Origin of the sequence: Mycobacterium sp. KBS0706, assembly GCF_005938675.2 — a bacterium.
In the GTDB taxonomy this organism is placed as follows: Bacteria; Pseudomonadota; Alphaproteobacteria; order DSM-16000; family Inquilinaceae; genus Inquilinus.
In genome coordinates this window covers 59,971-75,261 of the sequence record NZ_VCCH02000006.1, presented here as the reverse complement: position 1 = coordinate 75,261, position 15,291 = coordinate 59,971, and the positions used below count along the sequence as shown (strand labels likewise).

At 68.4% G+C, this 15,291-nt stretch carries 15 protein-coding genes; 6 read left to right on the top strand and 9 right to left on the bottom strand.

Features of this window, described 5'->3' with window-relative positions; genetic code table 11:
* Window positions 1-33 precede the first annotated feature (33 nt).
* From FFK22_RS04945 to FFK22_RS04920, 6 genes are all read right to left on the bottom strand, one after another.
* Complete coding sequence (locus FFK22_RS04945; protein ID WP_138889033.1) at window positions 34-861, bottom strand: carbohydrate ABC transporter permease; 828 nt, start codon at window positions 859-861, stop codon at window positions 34-36.
* On the bottom strand, window positions 858-1,796 hold the full coding sequence (locus FFK22_RS04940) for a carbohydrate ABC transporter permease (RefSeq protein WP_138889034.1): 939 nt from the start codon (window positions 1,794-1,796) through the stop codon (window positions 858-860). The genes FFK22_RS04945 and FFK22_RS04940 overlap by 4 nt, the downstream gene beginning before the upstream one ends.
* Window positions 1,796-3,082 (bottom strand): ABC transporter substrate-binding protein, encoded by a 1,287-nt coding sequence (locus tag FFK22_RS04935; RefSeq protein WP_138889035.1) that lies wholly within the window; start codon window positions 3,080-3,082, stop codon window positions 1,796-1,798. The genes FFK22_RS04940 and FFK22_RS04935 overlap by 1 nt, the downstream gene beginning before the upstream one ends.
* Window positions 3,083-3,330: 248 nt before the next feature.
* On the bottom strand, window positions 3,331-4,251 hold the full coding sequence (gene kdgD / locus FFK22_RS04930; RefSeq protein WP_138889036.1) for a 5-dehydro-4-deoxyglucarate dehydratase: 921 nt from the start codon (window positions 4,249-4,251) through the stop codon (window positions 3,331-3,333).
* Between the two features lie 20 nt (window positions 4,252-4,271).
* Complete coding sequence (locus FFK22_RS04925) at window positions 4,272-5,267, bottom strand: mannonate dehydratase (RefSeq protein WP_138889037.1); 996 nt, start codon at window positions 5,265-5,267, stop codon at window positions 4,272-4,274.
* Window positions 5,268-5,354: 87 nt separating this feature from the next.
* Window positions 5,355-6,095, bottom strand: a complete 741-nt coding sequence (locus tag FFK22_RS04920; protein WP_221938397.1) for a FadR/GntR family transcriptional regulator — start codon at window positions 6,093-6,095, stop codon at window positions 5,355-5,357.
* Window positions 6,096-6,239: 144 nt separating this feature from the next.
* Between FFK22_RS04920 and FFK22_RS04915 the strand changes: the two genes are divergently transcribed.
* The 6 genes from FFK22_RS04915 to FFK22_RS04890 all read left to right on the top strand — a co-directional run bounded on the left by FFK22_RS04915 (window position 6,240) and on the right by FFK22_RS04890 (window position 12,330).
* Window positions 6,240-7,832, top strand: coding sequence for an ABC transporter substrate-binding protein (locus FFK22_RS04915; RefSeq protein ID WP_138889039.1), 1,593 nt, complete (start codon window positions 6,240-6,242; stop codon window positions 7,830-7,832).
* Window positions 7,833-7,860: 28 nt separating this feature from the next.
* A complete protein-coding gene (locus FFK22_RS04910; RefSeq protein ID WP_138889040.1) occupies window positions 7,861-8,886 on the top strand; it encodes an ABC transporter permease in 1,026 nt (341 codons plus the stop codon).
* Entirely contained in the window at window positions 8,886-9,779 is an 894-nt protein-coding gene (locus FFK22_RS04905) for an ABC transporter permease (protein ID WP_138889041.1), read from the top strand. The genes FFK22_RS04910 and FFK22_RS04905 overlap by 1 nt, the downstream gene beginning before the upstream one ends.
* A complete protein-coding gene (locus FFK22_RS04900) occupies window positions 9,769-10,635 on the top strand; it encodes an ABC transporter ATP-binding protein (protein WP_221938396.1) in 867 nt (288 codons plus the stop codon). Before FFK22_RS04905 ends, FFK22_RS04900 begins: the two co-directional genes overlap by 11 nt.
* The gene (locus tag FFK22_RS04895; protein WP_221938395.1) at window positions 10,632-11,393 is read left to right on the top strand and encodes an ABC transporter ATP-binding protein; all 762 of its coding nucleotides are present in this window, start codon (window positions 10,632-10,634) and stop codon (window positions 11,391-11,393) included. The genes FFK22_RS04900 and FFK22_RS04895 overlap by 4 nt, the downstream gene beginning before the upstream one ends.
* A 100-nt stretch (window positions 11,394-11,493) precedes the next feature.
* Window positions 11,494-12,330 (top strand): IS5 family transposase, encoded by an 837-nt coding sequence (locus FFK22_RS04890; RefSeq protein ID WP_143956798.1) that lies wholly within the window; start codon window positions 11,494-11,496, stop codon window positions 12,328-12,330.
* Between the two features lie 55 nt (window positions 12,331-12,385).
* Here the strand turns inward: FFK22_RS04890 and FFK22_RS04885 are convergent, their stop codons facing one another.
* The 3 genes from FFK22_RS04885 to FFK22_RS04875 all read right to left on the bottom strand — a co-directional run bounded on the left by FFK22_RS04885 (window position 12,386) and on the right by FFK22_RS04875 (window position 15,282).
* Window positions 12,386-13,666 carry an acyl-CoA dehydrogenase family protein gene (locus tag FFK22_RS04885; RefSeq protein WP_186002311.1) on the bottom strand — a complete coding sequence of 427 codons (1,281 nt, stop codon included), beginning with the start codon at window positions 13,664-13,666 and terminating at the stop codon, window positions 12,386-12,388.
* 64 nt (window positions 13,667-13,730) lie between these two features.
* Window positions 13,731-14,198, bottom strand: coding sequence for a MaoC family dehydratase (locus FFK22_RS04880; RefSeq protein WP_138890179.1), 468 nt, complete (start codon window positions 14,196-14,198; stop codon window positions 13,731-13,733).
* A 16-nt stretch (window positions 14,199-14,214) separates the two neighbouring features.
* Complete coding sequence (locus tag FFK22_RS04875) at window positions 14,215-15,282, bottom strand: beta-ketoacyl-ACP synthase III (RefSeq protein WP_186002310.1); 1,068 nt, start codon at window positions 15,280-15,282, stop codon at window positions 14,215-14,217.
* Window positions 15,283-15,291: the final 9 nt, after the last annotated feature.

The window sequence follows — 15,291 nt, the reverse complement described above, 5'->3', positions numbered from 1 at the left end:
GGTCTAGTCCGCCGCGCGCCTCCGGACAACCGGTCAGCCTTTGACCCCGCCTGCCGTCATGCCCTCGACGATCTGCCGGTTGAAGAACAGGAACATCACCAGGGGCGGAATGGTGACGATCAGGATGTTCATGAACAGCAGGTTGAACGACGTGTTGAACTGGCTCTGGAAGTTATAGAGCGTCAGCTGCACCGTCGCGTTCTGCGCCCCGGGCAGGTAGTAGAGCGGGTTGGTGAAGTCGTTGAAGATCGCGACCGACTGCACGACGATGGTGGTGACGACGACCGGCTTCAGCAGCGGCAGGATGATCCGGAAGAACAGTTGCAGCGGCCCGGCGCCGTCGATGACCGCGGCCTCGTCGAGGTCCCGGGGGATCGTCGCGATGAAGGCGCGGAACAGCAGGATCGAGAAGGACAGCCCGTAGGCGACCTCGATCAGCACCAGGCCCGGCAGCGTCTTGAACAACCCGAGCGACTGCATCACCCAGATCGTCGGCACCACCGCCGGCGGCATGATCAAGCCGGTCAGGACCAGCAGCCTGATCGCCCCGTTCCAGCGCCACCGCCGCCGCTGCAGCACGAAGCCGACCATGGCGGCGAAGACCACCAGCAGCGTCACGCTCGCGACCGTCAGGATGGTGCTGTTGACGAAGGCGGTCAGCAGCATGCCGTTCCGCGCAGAGACCACCTCGCGGATGTTGTCCCAGAGCCGGATCGTCTCCGGCCAGGCGAATTGCAGCAGCGCGGCCTCCTGCTTGGTCTTCAGCGCCGTCACCACGACGAAGGCGAAGGGCACCAGGAAGACGACGGCCGAGACCAGCAGCGCCGCGATGCCCCAGCCATAGTAGCGGGCCCGGGTCATGCCTCGACCTCGCGCCGGTTGAGGTGGAGCGACAGCGGCACGACCAATATCGCCACCAGCAGGAACAGCACCACGTTGCCGGCGGTGGAGAGGCCGTAGAAGCCGGCCTGGTACTGCTTGTAGATGACCGAGGCGATCACGTCGGAGGTGAAGCCCGGCCCGCCGCGCGTCATCGCCCAGATCAGGTCGAACGACCGCAGGCCGCCGATGAAGGACAGGATGATCACCGTAGTCGTCGCCGGTCGGATCAGCGGCAGGGTGATGTGGCGGAAGCGGTCGAACGGGCCGGCGCCGTCGATCTTCGCCGCCTCGTGGTAGTCCCGCGGAATCGAGACCAGGCCGGCGATGTAGATGACCGTGGCCAGGCCGACGCCCTTCCACACATCGACCAGGGCCACCGACAGCAGCGCCAGGTCCGGGTCGGTCAGCCAGGCCGGCCCCTGCAGCCCGAACAGCGACAGGCCGACATTGATCAGCCCCCGGGTGGGATGCATCATCACCGAGAAGGTGATGCCGACCCCGATGGTCGAGACCAGGACGGGGAAGAAGACGATCGCCCGCAGCAGGTCGCGGCCGAAGATCGGCGCCGTCAGCAGCAGCCCGAGCAGCAGCCCCAGCACCACCTTCAGCCCGGAGGTGACGGCGGCGTAGATCAGGGTGTTGGTGATGCCCTGGAACAGGAAGGGCTCGCGGAAGAACTGGCGGAAATTGTCGAGCCCGATGAAGGAATAGCTGAACAGCGTCCATCGGGTCAGGCTGAAGAACAGCGACGCCAGGGTCGGCAACAGGAACAGCGTGCCGAAGACGATCGCAGCGGGCAGGTGGAACCACAGCGGATAGGCGTCGCTGCGGCGTCGCCGGGATGCGGCGGGGCGGGCGCGCCGCGCCATGGCCGCCGGCGAGGCGGGACCGGGCGGGCTGGTTTCGGGCAGCATCACTCCCAGCCGGACAGGCCGAGCTGCAGCGCCTGCTTGCGGACGTCCTCGTCATAGAGCGCCGTGCCGTCGGCGGCGGGGCGGATGCCCGAGCCGACCTCGACCGTGATCTGCTCCAGCGCCGGCCCCTTGATCGGCGACAGGAACTCCAGCGCCGGCGCGGTGGCGCCGTCCTTGCCGAAATAGCCCAGGAGATCGGAGACGATCGGCGGGATGTCCGCCGGCAGGGCGCAGCTCTTCAGGAAATAGGGGCCGGTGGCGCCGACGGCTTTGGTCTGCGCCTCGCATCCCTCCTTCGAGGCAATGAAGGCGACGAACTTCTTTGCCTCGTCGAGATGCTCGGTGCTCTTCGGGATATAAATGCCCGCGAGCATCCAGGTGGTCAGGCCGTTCGTGTTCGGGTCGTCCCCCGGCATGGCGAAGAAGCCGACATCGTCGATGGACTCGCCGTAGTTTTCGCGGATGTTGCCGACGGCGTTGGTGAGCATCGGGTAGTGCGCGCCCTCACCCCTGGCGACCATGCGCAGCCCGTCGTCATAGGTGGCGGAGGCGAAGTCGGGGTTGAGGTAGCCCGCCTTGAACACCTCCTCCTGGTACTGGAAGCCCTTCAGGGCGGCGGGGCTGGTGGCGAACTTCGCCTGGTTGGCGGTGTAGCGCTCCGGGAAGTCGGGCTCGGCCTTCAGCACGTTGTAGAAGTCGCCGAGCACGAAGAGCTGCGAGGTCCAGGTGTCCTTGAAGGTCTGGATCACCGGCGCGATGCCGCCCTTGGCCTTGATCGCCGCGTTGTTCCTCATGAACTCGGCCCAGGTCTTGGGCACCGACAGGCCGAGGGCGGCGTAGACCTTCTTGTTGTAGAGGATGCCGCCACCCATGGCGCCCTGGATCGGCGCCCCGTAGACCCGGCCGTTGGCGGTGACCACGCCCTTGAAGATGTCGAGCACATCGGCCTGGAACGGCTCGTCGGTAAGATCGACGAGGGTCTGTTCCGGATTGATGGCGTGGAACAGCGACCCGGCGTTGTAGAGGAACACATCGGTCATGTCGCCGGTCGCCAGCCGGGTCTTGATCAGGTTGTCGCCCTCCGCCCCGCCGGGCCGGGTCTCCACCTCGATCTCGATGTCAGGATTCCGGGCGGTGAACTCCGCCGCCAGGGTCTCGGCGATCTTCACCGTGGATGGGGCGTTGTCGACGAGGAAGGTCAGGCTGACGGTGTCGGCCCGGGCGGGCGCAGCAAATGCGACGCCGGCGGAGACCGCGGCGAGCAGGAGCGGCCGGAGGATGCTCATGGCGTTCTCTCCCTTCTGATCCGGTCCGAGCAGGGCGTCAGAAGGGAGGGTCGCGGGAACGCTGCCGGCATACGCCGCGGCTTGCGGCGTCGTGCCGTTCGAGGTCGTGGCGTTTCAGGCCCGAACCTCGTCCTCCCTGTCTTCCATGCCCCCTCTTTGGATGGGTCACAAGGAAAGTGTAGATCGGTTTACATCACTCGAAAAGCGCTATCGGCGCGCCCGTCGTGAAGAGAGGAAGGCGCGGCCGGTCAGGCCGGCGCCAGGATCTCCGCGTGCTGGGCCAGCAGGCCGCGCAGTTGCGCCATCTCCTCCGGCTTGAGGTCGGTCAGCGGCGGGCGCACCGGGCCGGCCGGGCGGCCCATCACCGCCAGGCCGGCCTTGATGATCGACACGGCATAGCCCTTGCCGCGGTTCCGGATCGCCAGCAGCGGATAATAGAAGTCCTGCAGCAGCGCGTCGGTCGTCGCCGTGTCGCCGTCGCGCAGGGCGCGGTAGAAGCGCTGCGCCAGCTCCGGCACGAAGTTGAACACGGCCGAGGAATAGGTGGTCACGCCGGCGCTGAAATAGGGGGCGGCGAACACCTCGTGGGTCGGCATGCCGCCGATATAGGCCAGGCGGCCGCCCATGCGGCGGGTGATCTCCAGCACCAGGTCGACCTGGCCATGGCCGTCCTTGAAGCCGACCAGGTTCGGGCAGGCGTCGCACAGCCGGGCGATGGTGTCGGCCGACAGCACCGCATTGTCGCGGTTGTAGACGATGACGCCGATGCCGACCGCGTCGCACACCGCCTTGACATGGGCGTAGAGCCCCGCCTGCTCCGCCGTCATCAGATAGGGCGGCAGCAGCAGGATGCCGTCGGCCCCCGCCGCCTCGGCGTCCCGGGCGATCCCGACCGCGATATGGGTGCCATAGCCGCAGCCGGAGACGATCGGCGTGGCCCCGGCGGCGGCCTTCGCCGCGCGCACCACCTGCGGCACCTCGGCCGGGGTCAGCGAGAAGAACTCGCCGGTGCCGCCAGCGGCGAACAGCACCGCGGCGTCGAAGCCGCCGAGCCAGCCGACATGCGCCTCGTAGCCGGCACGATCGAAGCGGAAGTCGGCATCGAAATGAGTCACGGGGAAGGACAGGAGCCCGGCGGACAGGGCACCCTTCAGCGTCTGGGGATCCATGAAGGCCTCGTTCGATCGGATCAGCGGGTCACGGACCCCGGATACAGCTGGCCCACCGCTTCGAGCTGGGCAGCGATGTAGCCGTAGCAGAAGGCGAAGGCGACGGCTTCCGGGTCGCGGCCGCTGATGGTCGGCACGTGGTCCGGCATCACCATGTAGGGGTAGCCGAGCTCGGCGTAGAGCTTGATCGACCGCCACATGTCCATGTCGCCCTCTTCCGGGAACGCCTCCATGAAGGACAGCTTGCGGCCGCGGATGTTGCGGAAATGGACGTTGAAGATCTTGCCGCGGCTGCCGAACCAGCGGATCACGTCGTCGATCTCGTTCCTCGGGTCGTCCAGCATCTCGCCGACCGTGCCCTGGCAGAAATTGAGGCCGTGGTAGGGGCTCTCGCGCATCTGCACGAATTTCTTCAGCCCGTCGACCGTGCCCAGCACCCGGGTGACGCCGCGATAGCCGGGCGGGGTGTAGGGGTCGTGCGGGTGGCAGGCCAGCCGGATCCGGTTCGCCTCGGCGACCGGGATCACGCGCTCGAGGAAATAGTCGATACGCTCCCAGTTCTCGTCCTCGGACAGGGTGCCGACCAGGGTCGGCGGCGCGTCGTGATCGGCCTTGTCCCAGCGGAAGGAGGCGTTCATCGACCCGCCGCGGCCCGGCTCGTCCGGCGTGCGCGGGATGCCGATGATGTTGAGGTTGTATTTGGCGGCCGGGATCCCGGCCCTGGCCAGGTTCTCGATCAGCCGGCAGATCGAATCGATCTGGCGGTCGCGGTTCGGGCCGGCCGACAGGATGTCGGGACTGTCCGACTGCTCGATCGGGCGCGAGCCGAGCGGCAGTTGCACCATGTCGAGCACCAGGCCAAAGCTCTCGACCTTCTCGCGGTGGCGCAGCAGCACGTCCAGCGACCAGTCATGCGGGTTGCCGGGCGGATTGTCGTTGAGGTGCCGGACGCCGAGTTGGGCCATGACCCGGTAATCGTCGTCCTCCCGAATCCCGTTCTGCGTTCCGAGATACATGCCCGCACCCTCCCTCAGATCAGCTTTGTTGGCTGAGGTAATATGACATCATATGACTGATGACAAGCCGGAACGCGGCGGCGCCGATCAGGATTCGGCGTCGCCCGTCAGCCCGCCCAGGGCGCGGTAGCGGCGCTGGCTTTCGGTCAGGTGATGACGCATCGCCAGGCGGGCGCCGTCCGGGTCCTGGCGCTCGATCGCCTCGATGATCCGGGCATGCTCGACGATCACCTTGCGCAGATAGCCGGTCGTCGCCTCGGCCGACTCGCCCAGCCGGCTGCGCGGGATGGTCCGCTTGCCGAGATAGGTCAGGACGTCGCTGTAGAAGTGGTTGTTGGTGGCTGCGGCGATCGCCAGATGCAGCCCGAAATCGGCGTCGACGGCGCTGCCGCCGATATCGACGGCTGCGATCATGCGGTCATGCGCCAGCAGGATCTCGGCCTCCTGCCGCGACGACCGGCGCAGCGCCGCCAGGCCCGCCGCCTCGATCTCCACCCCCATGCGGAACTCCAGCAGCTCCAGCACCTCCGACAGCCGGGTGAAGTCCCCGGACAGGAGGCCCGGCTCGGCCTCCGTCCCCGGCGTCACGAACACCCCGACGCCCTGGCGCGGCTCGACCAGTCCCCTGGCCCGCAGTTCGGCGATCGCCTCGCGCACCACGGTGCGGCTGACGTTGAATTCCTCGATCAGGCGCTGCTCGGTCGGCAGCCGGGCGCCGACCGGCAGCACGCCGTTGGCGATCCGGTGGCGCAGGGCGTCGGCAACCGCGACGGCCAGCTTCTCGCGGCGTCGCGGGGGCCCCGAGTCAATTCCGATTGGGTTCGGCACCGCTCCTCCTGATCGCTTCGTCCTGGGGGCGTGCCCTCCGCCCGTATCCGTCATCGGCAGTCACACATTTGACTCTTGCGAAGTCAAGTTCGACGATGATAGTCGTCAGACAACAGACATCATATCAAAAACAGGGAGGACCGTATGGGATCCTGGAAAAAGAGGTTGCTGGCCCTGGCCGTCGCGCTGGTGCCGATCTGCGGCCCGGCGGCGGCCAAGACGCCGGCCGACCAGCTGGTGATCGGCGCATCGCTGGCGCAGGTGCTGTCGCTGGACCCCGGCCAGGCCACCGAATCCGGATCCTGGCTGATCACCTCCAACATCTACGACCGGCTGGTCTCGACCGATCCGAACGACGCCACCAAGCTGGTGCCACAGCTGGCCGAGAGCTGGGAGGTCGACGGCAAGTCCATCGTCTTCCATCTGCGCGACGCGAAGTTCGCCTCCGGCAACCCGGTCACGGCCGAGGATGCGGCGTGGTCGCTACGGCGGATGCTGAAGCTGAACCAGGCCGCCGCATCGCTGTGGAAGCCCTACGGCTATGACGAAAAGAACATCGACGACTTCCTCGAAGTGGTCGACCCGAAGACCTTCCGCCTGAAGCTGCCCGAGGGCACGATCGCCGAATTCGTGCTGTTCGCCCTGTCGGGCAACAACGGCGCCGTGATCGACAAGGCCGAGGCCACCAAGCACGAGGCCAACAACGATTTCGGCAACGCCTGGCTGCGCGCAAATTCGGCCGGGTCCGGCCCGTTCGTGCTGAAGCGCTGGTCGCCGAACGAGATCATCCTGATGGACCGCAACGACGCCTTCTGGGGCGGCGCGCCGGCGATGAAGCGGGTGGTGATGCGCCACGTCGCGGAGAGCCAGGTGCAGCGCCTGCTGCTGGAGCGCGGCGACATCGACGTGGCGACGGCGCTCGCCGCCTCCGACATCGCCGCCTTCGACGGCAAGGCCGGCTTCGTCACCCAGCGCGTGCCGACCGGCGGCTTCTACGTGCTGGCGATGAACACGCAGAACAAGTACCTGGCCAATCCGGATGTCCGCCGCGCCATCGCCTGGGGCCTGGACTATGCCGGCATGCAGAAGACGATCATGGGGCCGTATGGCCGGGTCCGCCAGGTGCCGGTGCCGGAGAACTACCCGACCGCCCTGCCCGACCCGGGCTACACGCTGGACGTCGCCAAGGCCAAGGAGCTGCTGGCCAAGGCCGGTTTCCCGAACGGTTTCCCGCTGGTGCTGAAGACGATCGCCGAGACCCCGCGCGTCGACCTGGCCACCGCGATCCAGGCCTCGCTGGCCCAGATCGGCATCAAGGTCTCGATCGAGCAGGGCAATGGCAGCCAGATCATCGCCTCCCATCGCGCCCGGGAGTTCGACCTGCTGATGCCGCTGACCGGCGGCGGCAACATGGCCGATCCGATCGGGTCGCTGCAGAACTTCACCTACAATCCGGACAACAGCCCGACCGGCAATTCCGGCTACTTCACCTGGCGGTCCGCCTGGGACATCCCGGAGCTGACCAAGCTGACGGTCGAGGCCCGCGGCGAGGAGGATCGCGCCAAGCGCGAGGCCCTCTACACCGAGATCCAGAAGCAGTTCCTGGCCAGCGGCCCGGCGATCCTGCCGATGTTCGAGCGGTTCTCGCCGGTGGTGGTGTCGGCCAATGTCGAGAACTTCATCGGCCAGGGCTTCCGCGGCGTCCGGCTGGACATCGTCAAGAAGAAGGCCGAGTGACCCATGTTTCCAGGCGACGAGGGCTGACATGACCCGCGACCTGCCGCTCAAGCTGCTGCGCCGCCTCTTCAGCCTGGCTCTCAGCCTGCTCGTCCTCTTGTGCCTCACCTTCGTGATCGGGCGGCTGATGCCGTCCGATCCGGTGGGCGCCATCGTCGGCGAGCTGGCGGACCCGGCAGCCTATGCGGCGATGCGGGCCAAGATGGGCCTGGACCTGCCGATCCCGGAGCAGTTCTGGGTCTATCTGACCAACATGCTGCATGGCGACCTGGGCACCGCGGTCCTGACCGGCAACCCGGTGGTGTCGGACCTCGCCGCCGCCTTCCCGGCGACGCTGGAGCTGGCGACGCTGGCCATCATCCTCAGCGTCGCCGTCGGTGTGCCGCTGGGCCTGCTGGCAGCGCTGTACCGCGACACGCTCCTGGACCAGATCGCCCGGGTGCTGGCCCTCTTGGGCCATTCCCTGCCGGTGTTCTGGTTCGGCATCGTCGGGCTGATCGTGTTCTATGCCGGGCTGCAATGGGTCGGCGGGCCGGGCCGGATCGACGTGTTCTACGAGGGCATCGTCGAGCCGCGGACCGGCGCCATCCTGATCGACAGCCTGCTGGCCGGCGAGCACGAGATCTTCTGGAATGCCCTCGGCCACCTGATCCTGCCGGCCTGCATCCTGGCCTATGCCGCGATGGCCTATATCGTCCGCATGACCCGCAGCTTCACCCTGGAGCAGCTGGGCCAGGACTACATCATCGCCGCCCGGGCCAAGGGCCTGCGGCTGCCGGCCGTGGTCTGGGGCCACATCCTGCCGAATATCGCGGTGCAGCTGGTCACCATCCTGGCGATCTCCTACGGCCATCTGCTGGAGGGGGCGGTTCTGGTGGAGATCGTGTTCTCCTGGCCCGGCATCGGCCAGTACATGACCAATGCGCTGATGATCGGCGACATGAACGCCATCCTGGCCTGCACCCTGCTGATCGGCCTGATCTTCATGATCCTCAACGTCCTCGCCGACGCCGCCTATCTGGCGCTCGACCCCCGCACCCGGGAGGCCCGCTGATGTCGATGCAGGCAGAGCAGCCGATGCCGCCCGCCGCGGCGGAGCCGGCCGCCGGCGGCGCCTGGTCCGTCCAGATCCGCCGCTTCCGGCGCGAGAAGCTGGGCATCGCCGGGCTGGCCGTCATCGGCGTCCTGGCCGTGATCGCCCTGCTGGCGCCGTGGATCGCGCCTTACGACCCGGCCGTGCAGAACCTGAACAACGTGCTGCAGCCGCCCGGCTGGACCCATCTCGCCGGCACCGACGAGCTTGGCCGCGACATCTTCAGCCGCCTGGTCTGGGGCAGCCGGATCACTCTGCAGATCGTCGGCACGGTGACGCTGATCATCGGCCCGATCGGCCTCCTGATCGGCGTCGTCGCCGGCTATTGCGGCGGGCGCGTCGACGCCGTGCTGATGCGCGCCACCGACATCGTCCTGTCCTTCCCCTCGCTGGTGCTGGCCCTGGCCTTCGCCGCGGCGCTCGGCGCCGGCCTCGGCACCGCGATCGTCGCCATCTCGCTGACCGCCTGGCCGTCGATCGCCCGGCTGGCGCGGGCCGAGACCCTGGTGGTGCGGCAGGCCGAATACATCGCCGCGGCCCGCCTCTACGGCGCCTCGCATCTGCGGCTGATCGGCCTCTATGTGATGCCGATGTGCATCCCGTCGGTGATCGTGCGCCTGACCCTGTCGATGGCCGGCGTGATCCTGACCGCGGCGGGCCTCGGCTTCCTCGGCCTCGGCGCCCAGCCGCCGGCGCCGGAATGGGGGGCGATGATCTCCAGCGGCCGCAAATTCATGCTCGACGCCTGGTGGGTCTCGGTGATGCCCGGCCTGGCGATCCTGGCGACCAGCCTGGCCTTCAACCTGCTGGGCGACGCGCTGCGCGACGTGCTGGATCCCCGCCATGCCCGCTGAAGTCATGACGAACGCGCCGATGCTGCAGGTTGAGAACCTGTCCGTCACCTTCGGCCACGGGGCCTACACCACCCGGGCGGTGCGCGACGTCAGCTTCGCGCTGGGCCGCGAGCGGCTGGGGATCGTCGGCGAATCCGGCTCGGGCAAGTCGACGGCCGGACGCGCCATCATGCGGCTGCAGCCCAAGGGCGCGCAGGTGCAGGCCGACGCCCTGCGCTTCGCCGGCCGCGACCTGCTGGCCCTGCGCGAGCGCGAGCTGACCCGGATCCGCGGCCGCGACATGGCCCTGATCCTGCAGGATCCGCGCTATTCGTTGAACCCGGTGAAGCCGATCGGGGTGCAGATCGCGGAATCGGCGCGGGTGCACCTGAAGCTGGGCAGCCGGGCGGCGCGCAAGGCGGCACTGGAGATGCTGGGCCATGTCCGGATCCGAGATCCGGAGCGAACCATGGCGCTGTACCCGCACGAGATCTCTGGCGGCATGGGCCAGCGCGCCATGATCGCCATGATGCTGCTGAACAAGCCGAAGCTGGTGATCGCCGACGAGCCGACCTCGGCGCTGGACGTCAGCGTGCGCCAGGACGTGCTGACCCTGCTGGACGGGCTGGTGCGCGAGAACGGCTCCGGGCTGATCCTGATCAGCCACGACATCCGCATGGTGGCGCGCTTCTGCGACCGCATCCTCGTCATGTATGCCGGAAGGGTGGTCGAGGAGCTGCGCTCGCTCGACGAGGCGGCGCACCCCTATACGCGCGGCCTGATCGCCTCGATGCCGGGCTTCGACGGCCCGCGGCCGCACCGGCTGCCGGTGATCGACCGGGCGAGCCTTGCCGCCTTCGAGGAGGCCGCCCGATGACCGCGCCTTATGCCGACGCCATGGTCCGGGTCGCGGATCTCGACGTGCGCTTCCAGTCCCGCCGCGGCACGGCGCATGCGGTGAAGAGCGTGTCCTTCGCGGTCGAGCCCGGCGGCGCGCTGGGCATCGTCGGCGAATCCGGCTGCGGCAAGTCGACGGTGCTGCGGTCCCTGGCCGGGCTGGAGCAGCGCTGGACCGGCCGGATCGAGCTGGCGGGCTACCCGGTCGGCCCGAGGCGCGGGCGCGACGAACTGGCCCGGGTGCAGATGGTGTTCCAGGATCCCTACGGATCGCTGCATCCGCGGCACCGCATCGGCCGCGCTTTGGCCGAGCCGCTGATCGCCATGGGCCTGCCGGACCCGTGGGACCATGTGCCCGGGGCCCTGGCGCGGGTCGGCCTGCCGGCGCGCTTCGCCGACCGCTACCCGCACGAGCTGTCGGGCGGCCAGCGCCAGCGCGTCGCCATCGCCCGGGCCCTGGCCCTGCGCCCGTCGATCGTGCTGCTGGACGAGCCGACCTCGGCCCTCGACGTCTCGATCCAGGCTGAGATCCTGAACCTGCTGATGGCCCTGCGCGAGGAGCACCGGCTGACCTATGTCTTCGTCAGCCACGACCTCGCGGTGGTCGGCCAGATGTGCGACCGGGTGCTGGTGATGAAGGACGGGGCCTGCGTCGAGGAGCTGTCCTCCGACGCGCTGCGCGCCCGGACCGTCGCCGCGCCCTACACGCAGGAGCTGATCGCGAACAGCTTCCTCTGACCCGGGCTCGCTTGCCGTCTTAGTGTCTGACCCGAAAAGAGTTGAGTGATATCAGTCAGTTGTGATTCGGTCGTGGTTGCGAGCTACGACGAAGCACAAGATGGTCTGGACTGATATCACTCGGGCGCAGTATCGGCGGAAGGGGCTGCGCTATTCAAGCGATACGACGGATGAGGAGTGGCGGCTGATATCGCCGTATTTGCCGCCGCCACGGCGGCTGGGCCGGCCGCGGACCACCGATCTTCGGGCGGTGGTGAATGCGCTGTTCTACATCGCGTCGAGCGGGTGTCAGTGGCGGCTGCTACCGGACAGCTACCCGCCCTTCACGACGGTGCAGCGGTTCTTCTACGCCTGGCGCGACGACGGCGTATGGCGGCGGATCAATCATGAGTTGGTCATGCTGTCGCGCCAGGCCTCCGGCCGCGAGGCCAGCCCGTCGGCCGGGGTGATCGACAGCCAGTCGGTCAAGACCACCGAGGCGGGCGGTCCACGGGGCTTCGATGCCGGCAAGAGGATCAAGGGCCGCAAGCGCCATATCGTCACCGATACCGCCGGACACCTCCTCGGGCTCGATGTCCATATGGCCGACGTCCAAGATCGCGACGGGGCAACGGCCGTTCTGGCCTCGGTGCGGACGCTGTATCCCTGGCTGCGCCACCTGTTCGCCGACGGGGCTTATGCCGGCGACAAACTGGCGACCGCGCTCGCCGGATTGGGACGGTGGACCATCGAGATCGTCAAACGATCGGATACCGCCCGCGGCTTCGTCCTGCTGCCACGGCGCTGGGTCGTCGAGCGCACCTTCGCCTGGCTCGGCCGGTGCCGAAGACTCGCAAAGGACTTCGAGGCTACCGTCGCCAGCGCCCAGGCCTGGCTCTGGATCGCCCACGCCCGACTCCTCTCCAAACGCCTCGCCAGACTTCCCTCCGCTTTATGAGTCGGACTCTTAGATCCGATCGCCCGGCACGGTTTCCGGCCGTGCCCCGCAACCATCAGGCTTCGAGGCCCGCGCCGACCTCATAGGATTGCAGCAGCCAGTTCGCGCCCTGCAGTCCCAGGGCGTGGTTCTCGCCGCCCTGGATCAGGCAGACATCGAGATCCCGCAGCAGCCTCTCGACGATGGCGTCTCTCGCCAGCCCCTTCGCCCCGAAGATCTGCTGCGCGTCCAGGACGATCTCGTGCGCTGTCTTCGTCGCGGTCGTCTTCGCAGCGATCGACGACAGGATGTGGGGACCCTGCGCCGAAAAATTATAGGCCGCTGCACGGCGGACGGCCGCCCGGCAGATCTCGAGCTTCCGCCACATCTCCCACAGACGCCACCGGACGAGTTGGTGGCGGACCAGCGGCACGCCGCCCTGCTCGCGCTCCCTGGCATAGCCGAACGCCCGGTCGAAAGCGGCCCGCGCGATGCCCGTCGCGACCGCCGCGACATTCATGGCCCCGGATGTGTGGGTCGCGAACATCGACGCGTAGAAATCCTCCCGGCCCTTGACGATGTAGCTCCTGGGAACCCGGACATGGTCGAACCGCACATGCCCGGTCGGCAGCGATCGCTGCCCGATCTTCTCGACCGGCGGCCCGCGCTCGACGCCCGGCAGGTCGAACGGCACCAGCAGGGCGACGCCGTTGACCCCGCCATCGGGCCGTCCGACGCCGTCGCCATGGTCGGCCGGGCAATGGATCAGGGCGCATTCCGCGATCGGGGCGCAGGAGATCCAGTCGGACGAGACCCCGGTCAGGACGACCTCGGTCGGGCCCATGACGGCCTGCAGGCTACCCTCGGACTGCCGCGATCCCGCCGCCAGCTCGAAGCCCTCATGGTCGATCGCGTCGGACCCCCGATCCGCCAGGATCGCGATCCAGCAGCCGCGCAGGTTGCCGAACCGCTCGATCAGCTCCGCATTGCCCGTCGCCAGGGCCGTGGATGCCGGCATCTTCGATGTGAACGCCGCGACGGCCAACCCCGCATCGCCATAGGCCAGCTCCTCGAACAGGAGGGGCAGCGTTCGCCGCAGCCGGTCCGGTCCCAACGCCGCCAGGGTCGAGGGGCCGATGCCCAGCCGCTCGAAATCGTCGAGATACCGCCACAGGGGGGATGACGGCGCCGTCACCTCCGCGGCCGGCATCGGGTCGAGCCTGTCGGCGACGGGGCGCATCACCTCCAGCGCGAAGGTCCTGAGCCGGCGTTGCAGCTGCCGCTCCTCGTCGGTGACGTCGGCATCGAGCCCACCGAATTCGAGACGCGGTCCTGCGACGCTTCCGGCACTCCGCATCATGGCCTCCTTGCACCCCGAAACTTCAGCTTCGAGGGCTGGCCCCGGTCGCCGCCAAGCCGAATCAGCCGCTGTTCGCGATGGTAGCGCGGGACGGCACGAGGATCACGGCCTCGCCGTCGATCACGAGCCTGTCTCCGACATAGCATCGGGTCTGTAGCACCACCCGGTTCCGCTCGGGCATCATTCCGGCCACTGTGACGCGCGCCGTCACGGTATCCCCCGGCCGCACCGGTGCCTTGAACTGCAGGCTCTGCGAGACGTAGATCGAGCCCGGCCCCGGCAGCCGGGTGCCGATGACCGCTGAGATGAAACCGGCGCTGAGCAGGCCGTGAGAGATCCGTCCCCGGAAGCGCGTGCCTTCGGCGTAGACCTGGTTGAGATGCACCGGATTGGTGTCGCCGGATACGCCCGAGAACAGCAGAATGTCCGCTTCGGTCACCGTCTTGCCGAAGTTGGCCGACATGCCGACGGCGAGGTCCTCAAAAAAATACCCCTCCGCGTCGCCGCGCCGGGTCATCACATCGTCCATTCCGAGTCTCCACCCGTTACCAGCGGACCAGGGCGGCGCCCCAGGTCAGGCCGCCGCCCATCGCTTCGATCAGGACGAGGTCACCCTCGCGGATACGGCCGTCGGAGACGGCGTCGTCCAGGGCCAGGGGGATCGAGGCGGCGGCGGTGTTGGCGTGCCGGTCGACCGTGAGCACGATCTTCTCCTGCGGCAGGTCCAGCTTGCGCGCCGTGGCCTCGATGATGCGCCGGTTGGCCTGGTGCGGCACCAGCCAGTCGATGTCGGCCGCGGTCAGCCCGTTCGCCCTGAGGGCCTCGTCCGCCACCGCCGCCAGATTGGTCACGGCATGCTTGAACACCTCGCGCCCGTCCATGCGGACATGGCCGACCGTGCGGGTCGAGGATGGGCCACCATCGACATAGAGCTTGTCCTCGTGGCGGCCGTCGGAGTGGAGATGCGTCGACAGGATGCCGCGGCCCTGCGCACCACCTTCGGAGAGGCCGGCCTGCAGGATGACGGCGCCGGCACCGTCGCCGAACAGCACGCAGGTGCTGCGGTCCGACCAGTCGAGCAGGCGCGAGAACGTCTCGGCGCCGATCACCAGGGCCGTCCGCACCTGGCCCTGGCGGATCATGGCGTCGGCGATCGACAGGGCGTAGACGAAGCCGGAGCACACCGCCTGCACATCGAAGGCGGCGCCGCCGGTCATGCCCAGCGCCGCCTGCACCCGCACGGCGGTGGCCGGGAAGGTCCGGTCCGGCGTGGTCGTCGCCAGGATGATCAGGTCGAGCTCCGCCGCGGCGATCCCGGCCCGGCCCAGGGCGGCGCGGGCCGCCGCCAGAGCGAGGTCCGATGTCGTCTCGCCCGCCGCGGCGACCCGGCGCTCCCGGATGCCGGACCGCTGCACGATCCATTCATCCGAGGTGTCGACCAGCGCCGCCAGCTCTTCATTCGTCATGCGACGGCGGGGCAAGGCCGAGCCGCAGCCGATCACCCGGGCGCGGCGCACCAGGGCGGGCTGGACCTCGGTGCCCGAGGCAGTGCCAGCGGCCGGAACGCTTCCATCGTCGTCGCGGCCGCGGACCAGGGTGTCGAGCTCGTTCATCATTTCCGT